The organism is Carnobacterium iners (assembly GCF_900177385.1).
Classification (GTDB): Bacteria; Bacillota; Bacilli; order Lactobacillales; family Carnobacteriaceae; genus Carnobacterium_A; species Carnobacterium_A iners.
This window is the reverse complement of sequence record NZ_FXBJ01000002.1, coordinates 1,070,645-1,086,664: the sequence shown is the minus strand read 5'-3', so window position 1 is coordinate 1,086,664 and position 16,020 is coordinate 1,070,645. Positions and strand designations below refer to the sequence as shown.

Genomic DNA, 16,020 nt, shown 5'->3' with positions numbered 1-16,020 from the left:
AAATATTTTATTACTATACTGATGATTAAATGTATTTATTTATATTATCAGGACTCCATTCATTTCTTGAAAATCCTAATAGTTTAAATGAAAATTCAAAGTCTTCATTTTTCAGTTCATACTTTTCTAATACTCCAGGACCGCAACTCGCTGAGCCAATTCCATGTAACTGATAATCTAGATTCAGTTCAATAAAGTTTGATTTTTCTAATTCGATGGTATGATTAGCTTTATCTATGTTTTCTGTAGTATACTTACGAGCACTAAAATTAAAATTTGATCCTTTTATAAAGAGACCTAATCCATCATCTCGATTTACTGCTGCCCATTTAATATCAGTTCTGTTTCCATTTTCTTGAGGTACTACATAACTAGTAAATAGTTTATTTACAGTGGTGGTAAATAGTCCAAATCGATTCGCTTGTTTAGTATCTGAATAAGCTTCTCCTGGTCCTCTACCATACCAAGCAACGTCAGATAGTGACTTATCTATCTGCATTTGTAAGCCTATCTTAGGTAAAGTTTTAGCTCCTTCGCCAACTTTATGCCCTTTGATATCTACTTCCACTACCCCAGATGAATTAATAATATAGTCAATAACTGTTTCAAATCCCCATGCTAAAACTGGAGGGGCATACTTAGCCTCTACTTTGACGTGAACATAATTTATTTTTTCTTGATACGTAACCGATTTGATTCTTCTTTGCATAAGGTCTAATCCATTCATTCGCCAATCAGCAGCAACTGACTCTGCTCCAAATTCAGCAATTCCCAGCTTATCATTATCGGTAAGAGCTCTCCAGAAATTTAATTTAGGACCTTCTTTTAATATATTTATGCTATTAACTTGCCAAGAGAGGATATCCCCTGTAGAGTTACTAAACACAATAGTAAAATTATCTCCTTGAATTTTTATTTTATTGGCTTTATTACTTACTCTTAACTGTGAATAATCGTCATCAATTAGTTTGAAAGGACTCATTTCTTTAGCAGAGATAATAAACTGTCCCCATGCTATTTCGTGTCCTGCTAGTGCCCATTTAGTATCATATTTTTGTAAAAATCTTATAGTAAGTATCGCTTCATTGTATTTAATTTCTTGATTGACCATTGCTATTGGAATGGAAATATCCTCTGTTGTATCTGCTTGTATATGAGCTACATCCAACGTACCCTGTTCAATAATGCAATCATTTATACTCAATTCCCATATTGCAGATACATGTTTTAAATCAATAAAATCATATCTATTCTCGACTTTAATGGTTTTTTTATCAGCATTAAACTCAGTAACAATAATTGGTTCAATAACTTTTTTATATTCTATTAAAGCAGGAGAAGGTGTTCTGTCAGGCATAACCATTCCATCAATTACGAAATTTGAATCATGTGGTGAATCACCAAAGTCTCCTCCATAACCAAAATACTCTTCCCCTTCATTCGTATGCTTTCGTATTCCGTGGTCCATCCATTCCCACACAAAACCACCTTGAAGTCGTTTATATTTATAAAACACATCAAAATATTCTTTAAATCCACCTGGCCCATTGCCCATTGCATGTCCGAATTCGCATAAAATATGAGGTTGTTTTAAATCTTCTCTTTTCCCCAGTTCTTCCATTAATTCGACTGAACTATACATCGTTGAAAACATATCCGCAGCTTTATTTTCTTCATATGGATTGTTATCTGTCCGATCTAAAATATCTCTTGTTTCACCTTCATAATGGATTAAACGTGTGTCGTCTCTTTTCTTTGCCCAATCTGCCATTACTAAATGATTTTTCCCAAATCCTGATTCATTTCCTAAAGACCAAATGATAACAGAAGGATGGTTTTTGTCTCTTTCTACCATTCTAATCATTCTATCAAGGTAAGCTTCTTGCCATTCTTGGTCGTCGCTTAGTCGGTTCCACTCGTGAATCAAGTCAAAACCATGTGTTTCAATGTCAGCTTCATCTATCACATAGAGTCCATACTCATCACATAATGAATAAAATCTTGGATCATCAGGATAATGTGCCGTCCTTACTGCATTAATATTATTCTTTTTCATCAATTTTATATCTTTTTCCATCCAATCTAACGAAATAGCTCTACCGTAATCAGGATGGGTTTCATGCCGATTCACGCCTTTAAACATAATATCTTTTCCATTCACTAAAATTAATCCATTTTTCAATTCAACTTTTCTAAATCCAATTTTATTAGGAATGACTCCAATAACTTTGTTATTCTTTTTCAAAGTTATAAGTAAATGATAAAGATACGGTGCTTCTGCAGACCATTTTTCCGGATTATTTATTTCTATTGTTACATTTATATTTTTATCTTTTAGAGTATCAGAATATTTTTTTACTATATTATAATTTTTGTCCAATAAAGTATACTCAACTTTGTAATCAGACGCAAAGTCTTGAATACCTTCTGTTTTAATTTCAATATCTAGTATTGCATCTTTATATTTATCATCTAATAAAGTTTTTACAAAGAAGTCTTGTATATAAATATTTGATTTTGTATATAAATATACATCTCTAAAAATACCACTTAACCACCACATGTCTTGATCTTCTAAATAACTTGATGCAGACCATTTATATACTTTTACTGCTATCGAATTCTTTCCTTCTTTGACATATGGAGTAATGTCAAAGTCTGAAGCTTCTCTACTTCCTGTACTGTAACCTACAAAATCTCCATTAACCCAAACATGAAAGGAACTATCAACGCCCTCAAAACGTAAATACGTTCTCTCTGCTACTTGCGAAGAAGCTAAATGAAAATCTCTATAATAGTGACCTGTTGGATTTTCAGATGGAATATAAGGAGGCTCAACTGGGAAAGGGTACTGGACATTTGTATAATGGGGATTGCCGTAACCATTTAATTCCCAATGAGACGGTACCAATAACTCATCCCAATTTGAAACATCGTAATCATCTTTGTAAAATTCCCCAGTAAATTCTTCCGGAGAACTTGCATACAAAAATTTCCAATTGCCATTTAATAATTGAAACCCTCTCGATATTTTCCTTTCATAGGTTAGTGCTTCATTCTCATTTTGGTACGTCATAAAATAGGAACGTGATGATAATCTATTTTTATGAATAATTTTTTGATTTTGGGAATCTTTTTCATATTTCATAAAATCCTCCATTCTTAATTACGTTTTTTTACTAAACGAATTAAAAAAATTCAGTAAAATGATTACGTTTTTATTTTAATACTAAATATTTTAATAGTCAAGCATTAAATTAAGCGCTCTCATTCTTTATTTGTTGAGATTTCAACTTTATTATTATCTACTCTGAGTAACACAACTTAGCCGCAACTATAGAATTTCTTACAAAATCTTTTACTACAATAATGATTCTTTAAACAGAGCTAAATAAGTATACTTATTCTATTTTTATTTTATGTTTGTCGAGATAAATCAAATTTAGTTTAATAAATAAAAGAAATAATCCTAGTGTTATATAAACAATAATTTTCTAGTTTGACTGCAAAACTAATCATTGACCATTTAAGTGGATTTAGAAGGATAAACAAATGAAATTAAATCTTATATAGGTTAAACTATCTATCTCTCTATTGCTCTTTATTACTCTCTAATATCAAGCTATAAATCAGTTTAGGTTAGACTGTTCCTTTAAGAGACTCCACATTAATCTTTTAATTTTTTAGCTAGGGTTGGATCTATGTATTTATAACTAAACTTATCTTACTATTTATAGAATATTTATTTCCACTCTTTGATATTCTTACATATTATTTCAACTAACTAAAAGCATGCTTAGTTATTGATAGATTAAAGGCAAATTGTTTTCACATTTCATAAACACTTCTAATTTTTTTCACTAATATACTTAATCATTTAATTTAATAATTTAAATTCTTAATTATATTTTTTCCTTATCAAATAAAAATTCTTTATCCAACTTATTCGATAATTGAGGAAAGTATATATTATTTATAAAATAGGAATAATACAGTAATATCTAGCCAGATTTTTTAGTTTTACTAAATTTTACTTGATTTGTTTTATTAATAGTTATAATATAGAATTAGTATTGTTTGATTATAAACGTATTTAAATGGAGTTAGCCAATCTTAAAATTTAAGTTCTTTATTTAAATTTTACCTATTGGTAACGCTTCCTTAAATAGATCTGACGTCCCTTTTAACAAACTATATAATACTAATATAAATAATTTTTTATAGCTTCTATAATAATAAGCAATTTATCAACTAAATTAACTTTTAATAACTCTTACTTTCAAATAAAATAATTAATGCAAGAATTACGCAAGAATTAAAGTATTATAATAGCGTATATAATATGAAATTTGTCTTTATCTACTCTATCTATATAATTAGAGTAAGGTTTTGACAGCGCTCACTAAAGAGTTTGTATTTAACATTACTCTCGAATAATTGAATAAACATTACTCGAGAGTGATTTTAAGACATACCATCTAGATTTTTAACTTATAGAATACTATAGACGGATTATAGAACTTCACCATATGTTCTCTACGTACTGTATTTTTACCTAACCGAAGCATAGAAATAATATAATCAACTATAAAAAAAATTAAGGTTATACTATCTTATCGATAATTTTTTTCAATCTAAATTAACTTATTAAATCAAAGAAAGAAAGTGATGACAAAATGGCAACTATTAAAGATATTGCCGAACAAGCTAGAGTTTCAAGCGCGACAGTATCTCGTGTTTTAAATTATGACGAATCTTTATCAGTGGGAGATGAAACAAAAAAACGTATCTTTGAAGCTGCTGGAGCATTAAATTATACAAAATATCAAAATAAAAAAATTGAAAAACAAGGTAAATTAGCCATCGTTCAATGGTATACAGAGCAAGAAGAATTAGACGATCTTTATTATTTGTCTATACGCTTAGGAGTCGAAAAAAGAGCAGAAGAAATGGACTATGATATTATACGTATTTTCCAAAATACTAACTTTGAAATGAGCCCAGGGATAGATGGTATTATAGCAATTGGAAAATTTAGTGATATACAGGTAAATAAACTCACTTCATGGACAGAAAATATATGTTTTGTAGATTTCGATCAACTTTATCGTAGACTAGATTCAGTTGTTATTGATTTTGAACATGCTGTAAATTCAGTTTTGGATTATTTTATTGCAAATAATTACCAAAGTATTGGCTTAATTGCTGGACAAGAAAATTTTGGTGATAAATCTAAAAATATTATCGACAAAAGAACGATTTTTTTTAAAAATTATATGCAGCAAATTGGAATGTACAAAGAAAAATATACCTTTACTGGTAATTTTAATGTTTTATCCGGTCAGGAACTAATGCGAAAAGCTATAGATAACTTAAAAGATGATCTACCGGATGCTTTTTTTGTTTCTAATGATTCAATGGCTATCGGTTGTTTAAGAACTCTACAAGAAGCTGGAATATCTGTACCTGAAAGGGTTAGTCTTATTGGCTTTAATGACATAAGTTTAGCTAAATATATTTATCCTACATTGAGTACAGTAAAAGTCTATACAGAATTAATGGGTGAGACTGGTTTTGATTTATGGCTCGATAAATTAACTACTGGAAGAAGGGTAGCAAAAAAAATTACCTTATCTACAGATTTACTTTTACGAGAAAGTACTAAACCGGTTATTTAACAAAATTAAAATACGTTCTTAAAGCTTATATAATCTAAAAATATAAAAAAGGGTTGAACAAAGTTAGCTATCTCCTAAAGTCTATCTACTGACTTCGATTGGAGAAGCATAACAACGTTCAACCCTTTTCATTTACTACATAAATTTCAGAATAAAATATAAAATAAATACTCCTGTTAAAACATACATCATTTTAGAGACAGATTTACGTTTTCCAGTACTTACTTTAAGGAATGTATAGAAAGAAAAACCCCATCCAATTCCATCGGCTATATTAAAAGTTAAAACCATCATTAAAACCATTAAGATAGCTGGAAAGTATTCTGTGAAATCCATAAAATCAATATCTTTTAAATTACCCGCTGCTAACAATGAACCTACGATTACAAGTAAAGCAGAAATAACAGCTAGTGGAATAAGTGCAATAAAAGGAATCAAAATGATTGTAAAAAGGAAGTAAATCCCAACTAAAAATGACGTCAATCCAGTCTTTGCACCTATGGCTATTCCTGTTGCACCTTCTGCACTTGTACAAGTAGAACTACAGCCTAAAACACTTGCCATAACAACAGATAAGCCATTTGCTTCTAATGTTTTCTTCAAAACAGCTGGATCTTCAGAGTTCAAAAAACTGATTTGTGTCCCTAGATTTTGAAATACTACTAGAATTAATAATGAAAAGACTGCAATCCAGTAATTCACAGAAAGAATACTAGAGAAATCAAACTGAAAAATAAACGGTTCGAGCGATTGAGTATCAATCAACGAATAAGAAAATGAACTGATATCCGTGACACCCAAAAAGATAGAAACGATTACTCCAAATATAATCGTTAGCAAAAAGTTTCCTCTTACGTTTTTAACAAATAAAAATAATCCCATTAATAAAGTAGCTAACATCGTTAAAGGAATCGGTTGAAAAATATTATTTAACGCTACAATAGTGTCTGGCGAAGAAACAATAATTTCACTGTTTTTCAAACCTAGGAAGATCAAGAAGAAACCAACCCCAGCACTCATTCCTTTAATCATCGTCGATGGTATCGCACGCAAAAGCAAACCAGTCACTTTAAAATACGTCAATAGGAAGAAAATCATCCCAACAATAAAAACAATCGATAAACTTTCTTGCCAAGTAAAGGCGAATGCACCTACTAAGATATAAGTAAAGAAAGCATTATCGCTCATTCCTGGAGCTAAAATTAATGGGGATTTAGCATACAACCCCATTAATATATTACTAAAAGCTGTTGTCAAGATTGTTGCAATCATAACAGAATTATAATTCATGCCTGTTTGAGATAAAATTAAAGCATTTACTGCCACTATATAAACAATAGAGACAAAGGAAGTAATACTTGCTTCTACTTCCGTTTGTAGGGTACTGCCACTTTCTTTTACTTTAAAAAATTGTTGCACTGTCATCATTATCTCACACTCGCATCATAGTGGATTCCTAATGCTTTTGGTGCACGAGTTTTTCTACCAGTAAAGATAAGAGCTAATAAAGTAATAAGGTAAGGCAACATATAGAATACTTCTGTTGGAATTGAGCTTGCAAAATCTAAAATTTGAATTTGATCTTTGATTGCTTGTGCAAATCCGAAAAGTAACGCACCTGATAAGACACCATATGGATTCCAACGTCCTAAGATAACCGCTGCAATCGCAATATAACCTTGTCCTGCAATCGTGTTAAATGAAAAGTTTCCGTTTGTTGTCAAAACAATCGTTGCTCCACCTAATGAAGCAATTGAGCCACTCATCATAACAGCCCAAAACTTAATTTTCATGACATTAATTCCTGCTGTATCAATCGAGCCTGGATTTTCTCCAACACCTCTTAAACGCAGACCTAAAGATGTTTTAAAGAAAATAAAGCCGATTAAAAGTACTGCTGCAAAAGCAATATAGGTCGTAGGATAAGATTTAAAAAGAGCTTTACCAACTATTGGAATATCGGATAAAAAAGGAATAGAAATTTTTGAAAACATATTTTTTAAACGTGGTGTTTCTGCTGCCCCGTCAAAAAGAAGTTTGACTAGGAAAAAAGTGACATTAGCTGCTAGTAAGTTAATAACAACTCCACTGATAACATGATCTGCTTTATATTTTAACGTTGCTAAAGCATGCATACCTGAAAAAATTGCGGTACAGATAAATGCTGTTAATACACCAACGAAAGGACTTAATCCTCCCATACCAGCTGATTCAGCGTAATAAGCTCCAACTGCTGAAAAGAATGCGCCAGAAATCATGAAACCTTCAATACCTAAGTTGATTACACCTGCTCTTTCACTCAGCATACCGCCTAAGCCACCAAATAGTAAGGCTGCTGCAAAAATCAAACTTCCACTTATAATATTAGCCGTCATTTTACTCTACCTCCTTTTTAAGCGCCTTTTTTTTAGGTAATAACGCTTTAACGATTCCAGGAGCTGCTACAAAGAAGATAATGAGTGAAATAACGATTCCGATAATTTCACTTGGTACTCCTGCACCAAATTGCATTCCTTGTGAACCATAATCTAATGCTCCAATTAAGATACCTGATAAGGTTGTTCCTAGTGTTGAATTGCCACCTAATAAAGCAATCGCAATCCCATCAAAACCAACACCACTTGTAGAAGACACAATAGCTACATAACCATAAACACCTAGTGTATCTAGCGCGCCAATTAAGCCACCTAGTGCACCAGAGATAAACATTGTCCGAATTAAAATTCCGTTCACTTTCATACCTGAATAATTTGCTGCATCTGGATTTAATCCAACTGTTTTTGTTTCGTAACCCCAACGCGTCTTTTCAAAGAAATAATAAAAAGCAAAGATAATAAATGGAAGGATAATGAAACCCCAGTGAATACGTGCGCCACTAAATAAAGTATTTAATGAAGGAAAACCAATACTTGCAGACTCTTTAATAAGAGATGAACGCGCTGTTCCTTCTTGTGCCGCAAAACTCTTAATTAACATATGACTCAGATACAACGCAATATAGTTTAACATAATTGAACTAATAACCTCATTAATTCCAAATCTAGTCTTAAGACTAGCAATTAGAACCCCCCATAAACCTCCAGCTATTATACCGACTACAATAGCAACGATACCATGTATAATAGGAGGTAAATCAATTAACGTACCTACTAAAAGAGAACTAACTGCTCCCATAATAATTTGTCCGTCAACCCCGATGTTAAAAATACCAGCTTTACTAGCTACCGCAACTGCAAATCCACTTAAAATAAGTGGAATAATCGCACGAACGGTTTCGCCCATATCATAGACCGAACCAAATATCTTTAAGACTAATGATTCGTAAGCTACTATTGGGTTATATCCACCGATCAACATGACAATTGCTCCAATAAAAAGCGCAATGAGAATAGCGACTAACGGTATAGTAGCTTGACTACTCTTTAAATTTTTTCTGATTTTTTCCATAGTCTCATTCATCACCCGATCCTTTACCAGCCATCATTAGACCTAATTCTCTATCGTTTGTTTCAGTTGGTTTTGTTTGTCCAACGATTTGACCATCAAAAATAATATCAATTCTATCTGATAACGTTAATATTTCTTCTAATTCAAAAGAAATAAGCAACACAGCAACACCTTTATCACGTAAACGAACAACTTGACGATGAATAAAGTCAATAGCACCAATATCTAGTCCGCGTGTTGGTTGGACAATAATTAAAAGTTCTGGATCACGACTAATTTCTCTTGATAAAATAACCTTTTGTTGATTTCCACCTGACATGCCACGTACGATTGTGTACTCATTTTCAGCACGAATATCGTAGTTTTCCATCGCTGTTCTTGCTTCTTCATACATTAACGCTTTATTTAATTTAATTCCTTGATTGTATTTTTCTTTGTAGTATTCAATTAAAATCAAATTTTCTGCAATATCATTCTCTAATACTAAACCATGCTTGTGTCTATCGGCTGGCACGTAACTAACACCAGACTCATAAATTTCACGAGTCGATTTATCTTTTTGAGATACACCGTTAATTAGAATATCGCCCTCTTCAAAATCACGCATTTTTATAATTGCTTCAGCTAGTTCCATCTGACCGTTTCCATCGACACCAGCAATCCCAACAATCTCACCAGCGGCAACCGTTAAATTAATATTATTTAATACTTTCTTTTTGCTTGAACCTAACATCGTCAGATTTTTGATTTCTAATACATTTTGTTTAGGACTATAGGCTTCTTTATCGATCTCACGTGAAATATTTTTACCAATCATCATCTCTGCAAGTTCTTCTTTGTTTGAGTCCTTTATATCAACCGTAGCAATGTATTTTCCTTTACGAATAATGGTACATTTATCTGCTACTTTCATGATTTCATTTAACTTATGTGTGATTAAAATAATAGATTTACCTTCTGCTACTAATTTTTGCATCACTTGCAATAATTCGCCAATTTCATCTGGTGTTAACACGGCTGTCGGCTCATCAAAAATCAATAAGTTCGCTCCACGGTACAAACATTTTAAAATTTCAACTTTTTGCTGCATACCCACTGGTAAATCTTCAATTTTACTATTCGGATCTACTTTTAAACCATATTTTTCAGAAATTTTTTGAACTTCTTTAACCGCCGCTTTCATATTTAAGCGAACACCGTCTTTTGGTTCCATACCAATAATGATATTTTCTGTCACAGTAAAATTTTCTATTAGTTTGAAATGTTGATGAACCATCCCAATACCTAAATGAATCGCATGGTTTGGATTTTCAATTTTCGTTTTGTTTTCGTAAACTGAGATACTGCCTTCTTCAGGTTGATACATCCCAAACACAACATTCATTAAAGTCGATTTCCCTGCACCATTTTCGCCGAGTAAGGCGTGAATTTCTCCACGTCTTACAGTCAACGAAACGTCATCATTAGCAACAAAATTTCCGAATTTTTTTGTAATATGTTTCAATTCTAATACTTTTTCAACTCGTTTTTGCTCCATAGTGTGACTCTCCTTTATGGTTTTTCAGGAACTATAATATCTCCAGAAATAATTTTTGTTTTGTAGTCTTCTACAAGATCTAATACGTCTTTTGGTACATTTTTATCTGATGTTGTTGCTAGGCCAACACCGTCTTCAGCTAAACCTAAGCGAACAACTTCTCCACCTGGGAAGTTTCCATCTGCTGTTTTTTCAGAGATTTCATAAACAGCTCTGTCTACATTTTTCATCATAGAAGTTAACGTAATGTCATCACCAAATTCTAGTGATTGGTCTTTATCTACACCGATAACCCAAACTTTTTCACCATTATCAAAACGCTCTTGTGCTTCGTTGAAGACACCATTTCCAGTTCCACCTGCAGCGTGGAAGATGATATCTACGCCATCGTTATACATTGTTGAAGCAGCCGATTTACCCATATCTACACGATTGAAGACACCAACATAGTTTACAACAACCTGTGCATCTGGATTAACTGCTTTAACTCCTGCTTCAAATCCTGCATGAAAACGTTGAATAACTGGAATTTCCATTCCGCCAACAAAACCAATTTTGTCTGTTTCAGTCATACTAGCTGCAACGACCCCTGCTAAGAATGCTCCTTCATTTTCTTTAAATGAAACGGAAACAACGTTATCAATTCCTTCTACTTCTGCATCCAAAATCCCTAATTTTGCATCTGGATTGTTGCCAGCAATTGTCGTTACAGCATCAGCTAATGTTGATGATGTTGCCCATGTTAAATCTGTTTTGCTGTTAACAAATTGCAATAAACTTGGCTCTACCTCTGAGTCTGCTTTAGGCTCAAGGTATTTCACTTCAAATCCTTTATCTTTTTCTAATTGTTGTAAACCTTCCCAAGCACTTTGGTTAAATGATTTGTCGTTTACACTTCCTAAGTCAGTTACCATACCTAATTTAAATTCTTTTTCAGCACTTTTGTCGCTGCCTTCTGTAGCTGCATCATCATTTCCGCAAGCTGCTAGCACTGTCATTGAAAGTAAAGCGAACCCAATAGTTTTGATAGTTGATTTTTTCATTTGTATCACTCCTGTAGTTTATTTGTTTTATTTTTTAATTTTTATTCTTTAATTTAATTCTGCTAAGAAACTTTCACCATTTTCGATTGCTGGTAAATCAAAGTTAGCTGCAATCGTTGCACCAATATCTGAAAAATGTTTGGCTGTTTTTAATTCTTGTGGTTGCTTAAATTGTTTTGAATAAGCAAGTAATGGAACGTACTCACGAGTATGGTCTGTTCCTGGAGCAGTTGGATCATTTCCATGATCTGCTGTAATCATTAACAAGTCATCTACTTTTAGTCTTTCCAGAATTTCTGGTAAGCGTTTATCAAAATCCATCAATGCATCGCCGTAACCTTTTGTATCTCTACGATGGCCATAAAGAGCGTCAAAATCAACTAAGTTTGTAAAAGATAAGCCTTCAAAAGGTTGTTCCATCACTTTTAGTAATTGATCTACGCCGTCCATATTGCTTTTTGTTCGAACAGCTTCGGTAATACCGTGTCCATTAAAAATGTCACTAATCTTACCAACTGCAATAACGTCTTTGCCATTGTCTTTCAAGCTATCTAACACGGTCAATCCAAATGGACTTAGCGCGTAATCATGGCGGTTAGCTGTGCGTTTAAATGAACCAGGCTCTCCAAGATAAGGACGAGCAATAATTCTTCCTATCATATAAGGATCTTCTTTCGTAATCTCTCGAACATGCGCGCAGATATCGTATAACTCTTCTAATGGAATAATTCCTTCATGAGCTGCAATTTGAAGAACAGGATCTGCTGATGTGTAAACGATTAAAGCGCCAGTCTTCATTTGTTCTTCACCAAGTTCATCTAGAATACCCGTTCCAGATGCTGGTTTATTGCCAATAACTTTTCTTCCTGAATATGCTGTAATCTTTTCTAGCAACTCATCTGGGAAACCATTTGGAAAAACTCTAAATGGTGTATCAATTTGTAAACCGGCTATCTCCCAATGTCCCGTCATTGTATCTTTTCCGACACTTTTTTCAGCTAATTTTGTCCAATAGGCTTCACTTTTTGCTACTTTTTCGATGCCTTTCAAGTCTTCAATGTTACCTAATCCCATTTTCGCTAGATTTGGTAACGCTAATTCCATTGATTCAGCGATATGTCCTAGCGTGTGTGAGCCTGTATCATTGAAAGCTGCAGCATCAAGCGCTTCACCAATTCCTACTGAATCTAACACGATTAAATGAATTCGTTTACTTTTCATATTATCTTTCCTTTCTAGTTAATGGTACAATGCTGTTACTATTAAAATTTGTTGAGGTGAAACTATGAGTAAAAGTGTTCAGCTATTTGATGGTCTCTCAGATAAGCAAATTAAGGATATCCTAAACCCCATCCTAGCTCGGAAATATAAAAAAAATCATATTCTTATTTTTGAAGAAGATCCTATTGATCGAGTCTATATTGTAAAAAGTGGTACGTTAAAAATTTATCGAACATATGAAGATAAAGAAATCATCCTTGACTTCGTAAAAAAACATGAAGTGATAGGGGAAGTTGAACTTTTTTCCAAAAGTCCTGCTCTCTCTTCTGTTGAGGTCACTGAAGATGCCGAAATTTATCACCTTTCTCAGGTTGATTTTATTGCCTTGATTTATAAAAATAAAACAATACTAGAAAATATCTTTCGTATTCATCATCAGCGTTTTGAAACGTTGAATAAACAAATAAGAAATCTAACTTTCTATAGTGTTCATACTCGCGTTTGTCGTGTATTATTGGATTTTCTTGAAAATAACGAAACGTCCAACGATTTTACGATAAAAAATATTAACCAAAGCACGATTGCTAGTATGATTGGTGTAACACGAGAATCTGTCTCCAAAGCATTTAAAGATTTGCAAGATGAACGTATCCTCTCACTACAACCAAAAACAATAACTATTCTTGATAGAGATAAATTAAAGGAATATGCAAATTTTGATTAACCTTCTTCTGCCTTGCCTTTATATTAAACCAGAAAGCGCTTTCTGGCGATGAACTAGCTAACACTATTAGTGTGAACATGATTACTCTTTTCTAGATAACGCTTTCATAACGCTTATCCTTTTTATCCTTTATCATGGGTATTAACCACATAAGAGGAGGAATTTATTTATGAGTTTTCATATTAGTGCAGCAGAAGGACAGATTGCTGATATCGTTTTATTACCAGGAGATCCACTTCGTGCAAAATACATCGCTGAAACATTTTTAGAAGATGCGGTTTGTTATAATACCGTTAGAAATATGCTTGGCTATACAGGGACATATAAAGGTAGAAAAGTTTCTGTACAAGGTACTGGGATGGGAATGCCTTCTGCAGTCTTGTATATTCACGAATTAATTAATGAATATGGTGTTAAGACATTAATACGTGTTGGAACTTGTGGAGCTATTCAAGAAGACGTACATATCCGTGACGTCATCATTGCTCAAGCTGCAGCAACTGATTCTTCACTTATTTATAAAGACTTAGCTCCAATCTATTTCCCACCAATCGGAAACTACGGCTTAATCAGTAGCGCTTTTGATCTTGCTATTGAAAAAGACATGAACGTTCACGTTGGGAATATTTTTTCTTCTGATACATTCTATAATGATACAAAAGATACAATGAATAGTATGACAAATTTAGATGTGTTTGGTGTAGATATGGAAACAGCTGGTCTTTATTACCTAGCTTCTAAATTCCATGTTCGTGCTCTTAGTATCTTAACCGTTAGTGATCACTTAATCACAGGTGAGGAAACAACTGCTGAAGAACGTCAAACGAGTTTTGGCGAAATGATCGAAGTTGCTTTAGAAGCTGGAATTAAATAAATTTAAAATATAAAAAACCGTTGTACTGTCTTCTATTAGATAGAAACAACGGTTTTTTAATGGTTAAAAGATTTGATTAGATTGGCTTAATTTACTTTACTCTCTTAGATAGACAAGTTAGTGTTTAAAAAAGCTTTACTTGTCTAATTTCAATTGGGAATAGACAAGTGAGAATTTATTTGTCTTCCACTTGTCCGCTAGTCTAAACAGCTAGCCAAGTTCACTAAATAATTTCTCCCACTTGTCTATTATTTCAAAAAAGTAACCGAGTAGCGGACAAAAGTTTGAATACTTGTCCTAGTTCAAAAACAAAATACTCCATAGCAATAAATCTACTCGATTTTACTCTTTTATTTATACTTTTTATAACTAAGATTAACCAATCATTCATTCATTCGTTAGTAGCAAGTCACTTCCTCTCACAAAGCGCTTTCTACTAGTCATCTATCATAAAATAAAACTTAACCACTACACGACATCTTCGTCTACATATGATATGATTATTGAAACTACTTATTAGATAATTGAGTTAGGGAGGCCACTATGATAAAATATATTATTACTACTGAGAGCGGATCTGATATTTCCCCTCAGCTCGCTGAACGTTATGGTATCTACGTTGTTCCAATGCATGTAACTATGGGATCAGAAACCTACGACGATGGCAGCTTTGATGTTGAAGATATTTATCGTTTCTATGATAAAACAGGAACTTTGCCAAAAACATCTGGCTCAACTCCACAAGACTTTACTACCGTATTCGAGCGCATTTTTGAAGAACATCCCGGAGCTCATATAATTCACGTTGCTTATTCTGCAGTAACGACCGTTTCATATAATTCTTGTGTCATTGCAGCAAGAGAATTAGAAAATATTCATGTGATTGATAGTAAAAATGTATCAGGCGGATTAACTGCTGTAGTTGTTGCAACAGCAAAATTTGTTGAAGCTAATCCTGATAGCACGCCTGAAGAAATTGTAGCCTTTGTAGAAGAAGTCAGAGAACGCACGCGTTTTGTCTTTCTTCCACAATCCCTTCTTTATCTTAAAGCAGGAGGACGAGTTTCAAATGTTGCTTACCTTGGAGCATCTCTTCTTAGACTTCACCCAACGATTATAATAGAAAATGGCTACTTAGTTGCTTCTAAAAAATATCGTGGTTCTTACGAACGCTGCTTGAAAAATGCTGTTAAAGACTTTGTCACAAACTATTCTATCGACCCGGAAACATTAACTATCGGAGGAACTGCTGGTTTAAGTCAAGCTTACAAGCAACTTGGAGAAGTTACTTTAAATAAACTAGGTTATCAAGATCCGCTCTGGTTTTCAGCAGGTGCTGTTATCTCAAGTCATGGCGGTCCAGGAGCTTTTGGAATAATTGGTATTGAGAAAAAATAATCAGTTGTTTCGTATTAGCATTAAGGCATGCTAGAAGTATATATATACCTCCAGTATGCCTTAGTTTAATCGATAAAAAAGATAGTAGCCATGTATTT

Annotated in this window: 11 protein-coding genes; 4 read left to right on the top strand and 7 right to left on the bottom strand. The window is 33.1% G+C overall.

The genetic code is table 11. The features are described from left to right. Window positions 1-25: 25 nt before the first annotated feature. Complete coding sequence (gene lacZ / locus B9Y54_RS05320; RefSeq protein WP_085559299.1) at window positions 26-3,148, bottom strand: beta-galactosidase, LacZ type; 3,123 nt, start codon at window positions 3,146-3,148, stop codon at window positions 26-28. Between the two features lie 1,528 nt (window positions 3,149-4,676). Here lacZ and B9Y54_RS05315 point away from each other — a divergent pair. Further along, window positions 4,677-5,678: a LacI family DNA-binding transcriptional regulator gene (locus B9Y54_RS05315; protein WP_085559298.1), complete on the top strand. Its 1,002-nt coding sequence runs from the start codon at window positions 4,677-4,679 to the stop codon at window positions 5,676-5,678. Between the two features lie 135 nt (window positions 5,679-5,813). On the opposite strand, the gene B9Y54_RS05310 is transcribed toward B9Y54_RS05315, so the two are convergent. The 6 genes from B9Y54_RS05310 to deoB are packed head-to-tail and all read right to left on the bottom strand — an operon-like array spanning window position 5,814 to window position 12,926. After that, window positions 5,814-7,106, bottom strand: coding sequence for an NCS2 family permease (locus B9Y54_RS05310; protein WP_085559297.1), 1,293 nt, complete (start codon window positions 7,104-7,106; stop codon window positions 5,814-5,816). Further along, window positions 7,106-8,053, bottom strand: coding sequence for an ABC transporter permease (locus tag B9Y54_RS05305; protein ID WP_085559296.1), 948 nt, complete (start codon window positions 8,051-8,053; stop codon window positions 7,106-7,108). The genes B9Y54_RS05310 and B9Y54_RS05305 overlap by 1 nt, the downstream gene beginning before the upstream one ends. Window position 8,054: 1 nt before the next feature. Then, on the bottom strand, window positions 8,055-9,137 hold the full coding sequence (locus tag B9Y54_RS05300) for an ABC transporter permease (RefSeq protein WP_200805360.1): 1,083 nt from the start codon (window positions 9,135-9,137) through the stop codon (window positions 8,055-8,057). Continuing rightward, window positions 9,130-10,662: an ABC transporter ATP-binding protein gene (locus tag B9Y54_RS05295; RefSeq protein WP_085559295.1), complete on the bottom strand. Its 1,533-nt coding sequence runs from the start codon at window positions 10,660-10,662 to the stop codon at window positions 9,130-9,132. The genes B9Y54_RS05300 and B9Y54_RS05295 overlap by 8 nt, the downstream gene beginning before the upstream one ends. A gap of 14 nt (window positions 10,663-10,676) precedes the next feature. Beyond that, the gene (locus B9Y54_RS05290; RefSeq protein WP_085559294.1) at window positions 10,677-11,705 is read right to left on the bottom strand and encodes a BMP family lipoprotein; all 1,029 of its coding nucleotides are present in this window, start codon (window positions 11,703-11,705) and stop codon (window positions 10,677-10,679) included. A 48-nt stretch (window positions 11,706-11,753) separates the two neighbouring features. Further along, complete coding sequence (gene deoB, locus B9Y54_RS05285; RefSeq protein ID WP_085559293.1) at window positions 11,754-12,926, bottom strand: phosphopentomutase; 1,173 nt, start codon at window positions 12,924-12,926, stop codon at window positions 11,754-11,756. A 64-nt stretch (window positions 12,927-12,990) separates the two neighbouring features. Here deoB and B9Y54_RS05280 point away from each other — a divergent pair, with 64 nt between their 5' ends. The 3 genes from B9Y54_RS05280 to B9Y54_RS05270 all read left to right on the top strand — a co-directional run bounded on the left by B9Y54_RS05280 (window position 12,991) and on the right by B9Y54_RS05270 (window position 15,922). After that, entirely contained in the window at window positions 12,991-13,650 is a 660-nt protein-coding gene (locus B9Y54_RS05280) for a Crp/Fnr family transcriptional regulator (protein WP_085559292.1), read from the top strand. Between the two features lie 169 nt (window positions 13,651-13,819). Beyond that, window positions 13,820-14,524, top strand: coding sequence for a purine-nucleoside phosphorylase (gene deoD / locus B9Y54_RS05275; RefSeq protein WP_085559291.1), 705 nt, complete (start codon window positions 13,820-13,822; stop codon window positions 14,522-14,524). Between the two features lie 543 nt (window positions 14,525-15,067). Beyond that, window positions 15,068-15,922, top strand: a complete 855-nt coding sequence (locus B9Y54_RS05270; protein ID WP_085559290.1) for a DegV family protein — start codon at window positions 15,068-15,070, stop codon at window positions 15,920-15,922. The last annotated feature ends 98 nt before the right edge of the window (window positions 15,923-16,020 follow it).